Annotated in this window: 7 protein-coding genes; 5 read left to right on the forward strand and 2 right to left on the reverse strand. The window is 71.7% G+C overall.

The genetic code is table 11. The features are described 5' to 3' along the window. Positions 1–1,986: 1,986 nt before the first annotated feature. Positions 1,987–5,232 carry an AfsR/SARP family transcriptional regulator gene (locus AWQ70_RS40835; RefSeq protein ID WP_067186837.1) on the forward strand — a complete coding sequence of 1,082 codons (3,246 nt, stop codon included), beginning with the start codon at positions 1,987–1,989 and terminating at the stop codon, positions 5,230–5,232. Here the strand turns inward: AWQ70_RS40835 and AWQ70_RS36855 are convergent. After that, positions 5,194–6,759, reverse strand: coding sequence for an FAD-dependent monooxygenase (locus tag AWQ70_RS36855; protein ID WP_084518218.1), 1,566 nt, complete (start codon positions 6,757–6,759; stop codon positions 5,194–5,196). The genes AWQ70_RS40835 and AWQ70_RS36855 overlap by 39 nt on opposite strands. A gap of 171 nt (positions 6,760–6,930) precedes the next feature. Between AWQ70_RS36855 and AWQ70_RS36860 the strand changes: the two genes are divergently transcribed. Together AWQ70_RS36860 and AWQ70_RS36865 are read left to right on the forward strand one after the other, a co-directional pair. After that, positions 6,931–7,479 carry a hypothetical protein gene (locus tag AWQ70_RS36860; protein ID WP_067186839.1) on the forward strand — a complete coding sequence of 183 codons (549 nt, stop codon included), beginning with the start codon at positions 6,931–6,933 and terminating at the stop codon, positions 7,477–7,479. 18 nt (positions 7,480–7,497) lie between these two features. Next, complete coding sequence (locus tag AWQ70_RS36865; protein WP_067186841.1) at positions 7,498–8,871, forward strand: RDD family protein; 1,374 nt, start codon at positions 7,498–7,500, stop codon at positions 8,869–8,871. Here the strand turns inward: AWQ70_RS36865 and AWQ70_RS41840 are convergent. Then, positions 8,821–9,057, reverse strand: coding sequence for a cellulose binding domain-containing protein (locus tag AWQ70_RS41840; RefSeq protein WP_245647330.1), 237 nt, complete (start codon positions 9,055–9,057; stop codon positions 8,821–8,823). The genes AWQ70_RS36865 and AWQ70_RS41840 overlap by 51 nt on opposite strands. Before the next feature lie 75 nt (positions 9,058–9,132). Here AWQ70_RS41840 and AWQ70_RS41845 point away from each other — a divergent pair, with 75 nt between their 5' ends. Both AWQ70_RS41845 and AWQ70_RS41850 read left to right on the forward strand, forming a co-directional pair. Then, on the forward strand, positions 9,133–9,324 hold the full coding sequence (locus AWQ70_RS41845; protein WP_245647331.1) for a hypothetical protein: 192 nt from the start codon (positions 9,133–9,135) through the stop codon (positions 9,322–9,324). Between the two features lie 45 nt (positions 9,325–9,369). Further along, complete coding sequence (locus AWQ70_RS41850; protein WP_067186846.1) at positions 9,370–9,561, forward strand: hypothetical protein; 192 nt, start codon at positions 9,370–9,372, stop codon at positions 9,559–9,561. Positions 9,562–10,026: the final 465 nt, after the last annotated feature.

Raw genomic sequence — 10,026 nt, forward strand, 5'->3', positions numbered from 1 at the left:
CCTCGGCCTCGCCCGGTACAGCTCCCGGCATAGCCCCCGACGCGTGCCCCGGCGCATCCTCGGGCGCAGCCCCCAGCGACGCAGCCCCTGACGCAGTTCCCGATGCAGTTCCCGGCGCATGCTCGGGCGCAGCCCTCGACGACGCAGCACGTGAGGCGTCCCCCGACCACGCGTCCCCCGGCCCCGACGCGTTCCCCGACACACCCTGCGACGCGTCCCCCGACCATGCGGCCCCCGGCCCCGACGCGTTCCCCGACACACCCTGCGACGCGTCCCCTGACCTGGCGGCCGTGGCGGTGGCGGCGATCCGCTCGACGCAGGCGAGCAGCTCCCGGACAGCAGGCCCGGCCAACGCCGGATCGGGCCAGTCACCCGCCCGGCCATCCACACACCCCGACTCACCATCAGGCAGAGCCTCCCGGTCCCCGCCCCCGCCGGGCTGCCCCGTCCGATCTACGCCGGACTGAGCCTCCCGGCCATGTTCCCGTCGCCGGCTGTCCCGCTGACGGCCGTCTCGGCCGCCGCGCCGGACAGGGGTGACCGTCGACGCCTGGTCGCTGCTGGGGTGACGTCCCTGCCAGATGCCATCCCAGGCCGAAAGACCACCATCGTCGTCTTGCGGACACCGGCGCTCGTCCGGGCCGTCGGTTCCCGCCCCCGTCCCTGCGCCGGTCGTCCCGCCATCGAGCACTGCGGCACCGGTACCGTGCCCTGGAGCACCGGACCCAACGGCATCCAGCCCTGAGAAACCGAGCGCGGCGGCAGCGGGGCCGGTCGGCGCTGACGGCCACACTCCACGAGACGGCCCCCGGCCTTCTACCGGCTCAGCGACGCCCATCAGCCGCCTCGCCCAGGACAACGCATCATCCGGCTCGCCGCGCTCAGACCTGGCAGTGCCATCCGAGGCCGAATCGAACAAGGACCAACCCTGTGACGGCACACCGCCGCCCTGCCTACCGCTCTGCCTCCCCCTCGGCCTCTCATCAGGCCGGGCCAAGGTCGATTGCATGGGCTCGAAACGGCCGACATCCGGAGAAGCAGTCTCAGCGGGAGTGCGGGCGGGCCGAGCCGGAACAGGCGTGCCGACGCGGGTGCGGGTGCGGGCGCGATCGAGCAGCACGGCACCGTAGGAGTCACCAGAGAAAGGGCGGGACTCAATCAGCGCCTTGTGGCGACGGTGTGCCTCCCAACGCGAGGAAGCCGAGAGCAGACCAGAGGAGCGCACCGAAGGCGAGCCACCGGATCGGCGCGACAGCAGTATCCCGCCAGAAACAAGCATCGGACGCGCCTCCCCCATGCTCTGATGACGCGGACTGGCATCAGAATATCGCTCACGTGTTCTATTCGCAACGGAGCGTAGTCACGTATGTGCATTTTGTTGTGGATCTGATGAAGGTCCCTTTCGGGGAGTTCTGGCATTTCTCGTGCCGACCGATCTGGTCGAGCCGGCTTTGTGGGATCTCGTCGATCTCTCGCCCGGAGCTGCCCGGGCCTGTACCCGCCCAGTGTCTCCCCGCTCGCCTCCGTCACGATCCAGGGGGAGTACATCTCCGCTCGCCTCCGTTACGCTCCGGGGGAGCCCATCCCCGACGTCCTGTCGCCCGCCTGTGTGCGCGGGGGGTGGCCTGGAGTGCGTTGGACCTCCGCGTCCCAGACCCCGCCTGGTCCGGGCCCTTCACACCTTGGGACCCTTCACACCTTGGGGTCCTCCACGCCTTGGGATCCTCCACACCTTGGGATCCTCCACGCCTTGGGGCCTTCCGTGGTCCGGATCCCTCCACTCGCGGGGACTCGCAGAGGGGCTTTGACCTGGTTTGCGATCTTTGCGTGGCCGGTGCCGACTTCCTGATCGCGGGAAGCGTGCTCGCTCGCGAACGGTCAACCGTCAGGGACGGAGTCGCTGTGCCGGCTACCCGCTGGCGTTCAGGAGGCTGGGCATTGCCGGGCAGGGAACCTCTTTCACCCCGTCCTGGGGAGAATGTCCGGGTGCTGGTCGGGATTCTGGGGCCGCTGCGAATGCCGGCGGGGGAGATCAGGGGGGCCCGGTTGCGCGCCCTGGTCGTTCGGTTGGCGCTCGAACCGGGACGGGTGGTCACCACCGAGCGGTTGATCGACGACTTGTGGGAGGACGACCCACCCGAGAACCCGAGCGCCGCGCTGCAGTCGCTCGTCTCCAGGCTCAGACGGCGGATCGGGAGTCTCGTCGTCTCCCATCCCTCCGGGTATCGCCTTGACGCCGAGGTGGATGCCGTTCACTTCGAGCGCCTGGCCTCGGACGGCAGGCGGGCGCTGCGCCGGGGAGATCCGGCACGGGCGGCCGATCTTCTGCGCGAGGCACTGACCCTGTGGCGCGGCGAGCCGCTGGCCGACGCCGCCGGACTGATCTTCGCGACGGCCCCCGTCGCCAGATTGGAGGAGGTACGGCTCCGCGCGCTCGGTGACAGGGTCGAGGCCGATCTCGCGTCCGGTGTCCCCGGTGCGGCCCTCGTCGCCGAGTTGCGCGACTTGGTGACGGAACATCCGTTGCACGAGCCGTACCACGTGCTGCTGATCAGGGGGCTGTTGGCGGCGGGGCGGCGGGCGGATGCGCTTACGGCCTACGAACGCGTGCGCCGGCTACTGGCGGAGGAGCTCGGAGCCGATCCTGGGGACGATCTTCGCGCGGCCCACCTCGCGGCGCTGGGGGACGGTAGGCCCGGCCCGGCACGGGCGCGGCGCGACAATCTGCCCGCCAGACACACCACCTTCGTGGGCAGGACCGACGACGTACGCCGCGTGGCCGGCCTGCTGGAACACCGTCGGCTCGTCACGCTCACGGGTCCCGGCGGCGCGGGCAAGACCCGTCTGGCGATCGAGGTGGCGGCGAACATGGCCGCGCCACAAGCGGCTACGGCAGCGGCCACGGGTGAAGCGCCGATCCTGAATGGCACGGGGGTGTCGACGGACCGGAGCCAGGGGATGGGGACCGGGCCGGGCGGGGGGTCTTTGTCTCCCGACCTGGGTCGGAGCCAGGCGGTGGGTGCCGGGCGTGGTTTGGAGGGCTGGGAGGCGGGTGTCTGGTCGGGCGGGGGGTCTTTGTTTTCTGACCTGGGTCGGAGCCAGGGGGTGGGTGCCGGGCGTGGTTTGGAGGGCTGGGAGGCGGGTGTCTGGTCGGGCGGGGCGTCCTTGTTTCCGGACGGCGTATGGCTGGTCGAGTTGGCTCCGGTCGGCGCGGACGCCGTAGCGGCCGTGTTGTCCAACACCGTGGGGCCGATCGCGGAGTTGACCGACCGGCGGCTGCTCCTTGTGCTCGACAACTGCGAGCACGTCGTCGAAGCGGTGACGGAGTTGGTGGAGAAGGTACTGGCCGCGAGTCCGGGCGTACACGTCCTGGCGACCGGCCGCGAGCCGCTCGACCTGCCGGGCGAGACTCTTCACCCGGTGAAGCCGCTGGATCTTGCGCCCGCGATGGCCTTGTTCGCCGACCGGGCGTCCGCTGTCAGCCCTGATTTCGCGCTGGACGACACGATGGCCGACGACGTGGCCGCGATCTGCACGCGGCTCGACGGGATGCCGCTGGCGATCGAGCTGACCGCCGCCCGGCTGCGTTCGCTTCCTTTGTCCCGGCTGGCCGCGGTGATCGAGGACCGGTTGCTCGATCGCGGAAGCCGTACGGCGCAGCGGCGGCATCGCACGCTGCGCGCGGTCATCGGCTGGAGCTGGGACCTGCTCGACGAGGCCGAGCGGAGGCTGCTGGCGCGGATGTCGGTCTTCGCGGGCGGTGCCACGGCCGAGGCGATCGAGCGGGTCTGCGGCGCCGACCTCGACGTGCTGGTCTCCCTGGTCGACAAGTCTCTGGTGCAGGTGAGCGGTGACCGCTATCGGCTGCTGGAGAGCGTCCGCAGGTTCGCGGCCGAACAGCTCGCGGCCGAACAGACCGTGGCCGAACAGACCGTGGCCGAACAACGGCGGGCACATCTGGCGCACTATCTGGAGTTCGCCGAGGCCGCCGACCCCCTCCTGCGTACGGGGGATCAGGTGCGTGTGCTGGCGGAGGTGGACGCCGAGCGCGGCAACCTCGACGCCGCCCTGCGGTATGCGGTGGCGACGGACCGGCGGGCCGCGCTGCGGCTGTTCGCGGCGCGTACCTGGACATGGATCATGCGCACGGAACAGCGTGAGGCCGCTGAATGGGCGGCTCTGCTGGTCGCGGGGGAGCCGCCCGAAGGGGCGGAGTCGGAGCACGCCCTGTGCCTGGTCATCGCCCCCGGCGACCGGTTGGATGGCGTGTCGCGGATGCAGGCCGGGGCGGGGCGGCCGGTCGCGCTCGTCGCGTGGTCGCTCGGGGACGGCTACGCCGAAGATGTGGTGGAGCGGGCGCTGGCTGCGACCGCGGGGTTCGAGGACCACCCCGATCCCTGGGCGCGGGCCACCAGCCTGCTGGTGCGGGGCCTCGTCACGCTGGAGTTCGTCCCGCGCGGGGCGGCGATCGCCGAGGGCCTGCTGGAAGAGGCGCTGGCCGGATATCTGCGGATCGGGGAGCGGTGGGGCCTGGCGATGACCCGCTACTGGCTCTCCCTCGCCCTGGAGAACAGGGGCGACTCGGCGCGGGCACTGGCGATGCTCGAGCAGGCCGCGGCGAGCGCGGCCGAGATCGGCTGCACCCAGGTGCTGCCCGCGCCGGGGATGCTCGCGGTACGGCTGGCGCAGCTCAGGGGGCGTACGGGCGACCTGGCCGGAGCCAGGGCGGGGCTGGCGGCGGCGCGGGAGGGCGTGGAGCGGACCGGCGAGGTGTCCGCCCTGGCGCGGATCGAGTACGCGCTGGGCGAGCTGGCCCGCCGTGACGGTGACCGGGCGAAGGCGCTGCGCCGGCTCGCGAGGGCGCGTGAGCTGCTCGACGGCCAGGTCACGTCGCAGCAGTTCCGCGCGCTGCTGGAGGTGGAGCTGGCCCGGTCGCTGGAACCCGCCGAGGGGCGGGCGCGGCTGCGTGACGCCCTCGACCGCGAGTTCGACGACGACATCGCCAGGGCGACGGTGTGGGAGGGCGTCGCGGAGTGGTGCCTGTCGGTGGACGACCCGCGCCGGGCCGCGATCCTGCTGGGCGCGGCCCGACGGTTGCGCGGCATCGAGGAGACCGCCGACGAGAGCGTCCGCGCGCTGGTCCGCCGCTGCGCCGAAGCGCTCGGCCCGGACCGTTTCGCCGCCGCCTGGGACTCATACCAGGGACAGATAGGCGGTGAGTTCCTCGACTGACGAGGTGGCGATTCCGACATATCCGTCGGGCCGGACCAGGACGAACCACTCGCGCCCGGGCCGTGCCTCCCCGCTCACATCCCCGCTCGCATCCCCGCTCACCCGTCCGCTCCGCACACGCCCGGCCTGCCCGTTCCTGCGCGGCCCGGTCTCGTACGGCCCGGTCTCGTACGGCCCGGTCTCGTACGGCTCCGCGAGCCGGTAGGCGCGGATCTCGCGGCCGGGCGCGTCCTCCAAGGCGGGCACGGGGCCCGATGAGAGCAGGGTGAAGTGCGGCCCCCGGAACAGGTCGAACAGCCGCACGGGGGTCCCGTCCGCGAGATGGTGACGTCCGTCCGGCGCCCGATCCCCTCCCCGCCGCGCCAGCGATCCGCCTCGATAGGTGAGCAGGAGCTGCTGGGTCTCCTCGTCGCGTTTGTGGGTCTTCTTGTCGTGCAGCCTGGTGCTGAGGCCGAGCGCGTGGGCGGCGATCGGCAGCCGCTCCTCCTCGTACGTGTCCAGCAGCGTCTCCGGACCGCCCGACAGCACGCGGGCGAGCTTCCAGCCGAGGTTGTACGCGTCCTGGACGCCCGTGTTGAGCCCCTGGCCCCCGGCCGGTGAGTGGACGTGGGCCGCGTCCCCGGCCAGGAAGATCCGCCCGACGCGATAGCGGTCGGCCATGCGGATGTTCACCCGGTACAGCGAGGCCCACAACAGCTCGTCGACCCGTACGCCGCGCAGCAGGGAACGTTCGCGGAGAACCCGCTGGTATCCGGACAACGTCAGGTCCGGCGTGACCCCGGGCCGGAGCGGGGCCATGAACTGGAAGGTGTCGGTGCCGGCCATGGGGAACAGCGCCAGCATCCCCTTGCCCGGCCTGACCCAGGTGTGGATGTGCCTGCGGTCGAGGCCGGAGATCCGGACGTCGCCGATGAGCATCCGCTCCTCCTCGCGGGTCTCCCCGGCGAAGCCCACGCCCAGTGCCTTGCGTACGAAGCTCCTGCCTCCGTCGGCCGCCACCAGGTAACGCGCCCGAACGGTCTCGCCGGTGCCGAGTACGGCGGTCACGCCGGCGGCGTCCTGGCGGAGGTCGACCAGCTCGGCACCCCACTCCACCGCGCCACCCAGCTCGGCCATGCGCTCGCGCAGCACCGCCTCCGTGCGCCACTGCGGCTGCATGATCACCATCGGGTACGGCACAGCGGCCGTAGGGCCCCTCAGTTTGTGCATCCGGCCCTGGTAGACGGGAACCCTGCCGATCCTGACCCGGAGCGGCGGATAGACCGTACCGGTCTCGAGGATCTCGTCGATCACGCCGAGATCGTCGAGCACCTCCAGCGTGCGCGGCTGGAGCCCTTTGCCCTTGGACCCGGCGAAAGGCCGGGGCGCCTTGTCGATCAGGCGGAATCGAATGCCGCGCCGCGCCAGCTCGATGGCGAGTGTCAGACCGGTCGGCCCGGCGCCGACGACGAGGACGTCCTCGCTCGGCCGGCCATCCGGCTGCTCGTGTGTGCGCGTGTGCTCGTACTCGCTGATGCCGTTGCCCATGGCCGCACTGTTTCGGCCCGCGCTGTCAGATCTCTGTCACGCGGGCGCCGCACGCTGTCATCCGCGTGCCACGGAGAGGCACGTGTCGGTGAACCGGCGAGATCACACCGGTGCCGGCGTCGGTCAGTCGATTCCAGGTCGGGCACAAGCGCCGGGGGACACGGTGGTCGCATGGATTTCTCCGACGCCGTCCAGTCGTTCGCCACACCGGTGACCCCCGTCCGGGGCGGCCGGCGCCCCGGACCCCTCGGCACGGGCGTCCTCCTGTTGTGCTGGCTGGGCCTGGGGGTCGTCGCGTTCGTGTTCTCCGTACCGGATCTGCGGCTCGCGGCCGGCGCCGTCGGCACGCCGGGCACCCTCACCGTGGTCTCCTGCACGCCGCTGGGGCACGGCCGGTACGACTGCCGGGGCAGGTTCACGCCCGACGACGGGGGCCCGGCCGTGGCCGTGGACGCCTCGCCCGACTCGAGGGCGGGCGATGTCGTCAGGGCGCGACTCGCCCCGGAGGGCGACCGGGCCGTCCCGGCGGGGACCAAGGGCGTGTTGAGCGCGCTGGCCGTGCCCGCGCTCGGCTTCGGTGTGCTCGCCTTCCTCCCGTACGTCGTCCTGTACACGTTCGGGGTACGGCGCGGGCGCAGGACGGCCGTGGTCGCCGGATGTGTGGTGACCGCGCTGTCGCTCGCGGGGGTCGTCGTGGGCGTTGCCGCGGCGGTCATGTGATCTTTAGTGTGTCGCCCCGTGGAGGAGAAGATCCCGTTCTGGGCGGCACGGCTGGCGCATCCGATCTGGCTGTCGGCGGCCGTCGCCGCCGGTCTCCCCACCTGGGAGTGGTGGCGGTTCCAAGCCGAGCCCGGGGACGCCTTCTACGGCTTCGAGTTCTTTGGCTTCGAGGTGTGCTCGGCCGGCCGGTCCGGCTTCGAATGGACGGAGCGGCTGCTTTCACCCGCTCGGTCGGATGTGGAGGAGATTCTCGGGCTTTGCGAGATATGGGGGATTCCGGCGCTGTTGGTCGCCGGGGCCTTCCTCACCGGTCGCCGGTCCCGTGACCCGCGTGTCGCCGGACGGCGGGCCGCCGCCGTGCTCGCGCTGATGGCGGTGCTGCGGCCGCTCACGTTCACCTACGCGGACACCGTGGGGTGCGGCTGGATTTCCATGTTCAGCGGGGCGTGGTTCGCCGAGGTGGCGGACGCCTGGGGAAGCGTCGAGACGAACTGGTTGACGGCATCCGCGCTGATGCTGCTCGCGGCCGTGATCACGCCAGGGGCCCAAGGAGTGCCGTTCCCGGCGTCGGCGATGACCATCTCCCACAGGGGAGAGCCGCTCCCGCTCCCGGCGGCGGCCTCGTCCGGCGCCGGAGCGAAGCGCCGCCCCTCGGTCTCCGGCGGTGACCCGGTGTCCGCCTCCCGGGCCCTCGGCGGAGAGCTGGGGGCCGCCCCGGCCGTGCCGTACGGGCAGGTGGGCGGTGTGTGGCGACGGACGGCGGCGTTGCTTGTGGACTATTTCCTCGTCGTCCACATCCTGGGGACTGCCCTGGAAGGGTTGCGCTCCGTCATCCCCGTTTTCTCGCTCGGAGCACATGGGCTGCTCAGCCCGATCGACTCGTCACCGTTCGAATTCGTGCCGGAACAGCACTCGCTCATACTGGCCGTTTTCCTCTGTTTCTGGTTCCAGTACGCGCTCTGGGGGCGCACCCTCGGCCAGCGCCTGCTCGGCCTGCGGGCGATCCCCGAAGGCGTCTCGCTCACGGCGTTCATCAGCGGCGGACGGCCCGGCCCGCGGGGCGAGGCCGGGCCGGGCGCCCTGACGCGGGGTGCTGTGACTCCCGGTGTTGTGGGGACGGCGGGCGTCGCGGCAGGACAGGACGGGGGACGCCGGCTCGGTTTGGGGGGCGGGCGCGCGGCGCTGCGCGCGCTGGCGTTTCCGGTCCTCGCCCTGTTGCCCGGCTTCGGGACGTTCTGGCTGATCGCGGATGCCGTCGTGGCGCTGCTTTCCCCGGACGGCCGTGCCCTGCACGACGTCGTCGCGGGCACCGCCGTCGTCCGCAGGCGATGGCGGCGTGGTTCAGGTCGTGGAGCAGGTGAGGGTGGGCGCGGTGTTGCCGCCGCTCCATGAGGCGAGGAAGCCGAACGACGCGGTGCCGTTCGGAGCCAGGGAGCCGTTCCAGCTCACGTTCCCGGCTGTCACGTTCGCCCCGTCCTGAGTGATCGTGCCGTTCCAGCTCTGGCTGATCCGCTGCCCGCCGGTGAAGGTCCATTTCACCGTCCAGCCGCCGATCGCCGCCGGGCCGGAGTTCCGCACCGTGACGTCGCCCTGGAAGCCGCCCGTCCACTGATTGGTGCGGTGTACGTCGCGGTGCAGCCGCCGGGCGCCACCGTGGGACTGACGCTGGGACTGGGACTGGGACTCGGGCTCGCGCTCGCGCTTGGGCTGAGGCTCGCGCTCGGGCTCGGGCTCGCGCTCGCGCTTGGGCTCGCGCTCGGCCCGGAGAGCGCGGCCGCGAGCGCCGGATACCAGCGGTCGCTCATCTTCTGGTCGCCCGACGCGTTCGGATGCACGCCGTCATAGGTGTCGGCGCTCGTGCTGAAACCCGCCCACTGATCCACCACCGTGATGGGGGACCGCGCCGTCGTCTTCGCGGCCGCCCAGCCCGGAATGGCGTCGTTCAGCGCCACCACACGGGCACCGCACTCCGCGCAGTTGCCCGGGTTCATCGGGATGATCTTCGCGACACCCGTGTCGGTGCATGCCGTACGGCTTCCCGCGCGCCCGTCGTTCATGGCCGTCGGACCGGTGAGTCTGTGAGGCGGGAGATGTCTGCGGTGGCGGCGGGAGCGGTGAGACGACTGCGTAGCCGACGGCCGTCCGCAGAGCAGGGCGTACGACCGAATATGCTGGCGCTACGTCAGTTTCATATCCCTAGAGGGAGAACTTTGCCATGTACAAGGAATTCGCCGGCGAGGTCGTGATGTGGATGATCCCCGTCGTCGTCCTTCTGGGGCTCGCCGTCCTGATCACCGCGACGGCCTGACGCGAAGCGTCGAACAGCATCGCAGCAGTACATCCCCAGCGGGAGGTCGTACCCGCTGACGAGGCCGGACCGTCGACGGACCGGCCTCGTCGCCGTTGATAGCCGGCCCTGAACGACCGCCCGGCCATCCCCGCTATGCCGCCACCGCGCCGCCGTCCGCCGCGCTGGCCGCCGCCATCAGTGTTGTGCGTGCCGCCCGCCGTCCGCGCCGCCGCCCGACCGTGCGCGCCGTCCCCGCC

Source organism: Microtetraspora niveoalba, assembly GCF_001570405.1.
In the GTDB taxonomy this organism is placed as follows: Bacteria; Actinomycetota; Actinomycetes; order Streptosporangiales; family Streptosporangiaceae; genus Microtetraspora; species Microtetraspora niveoalba.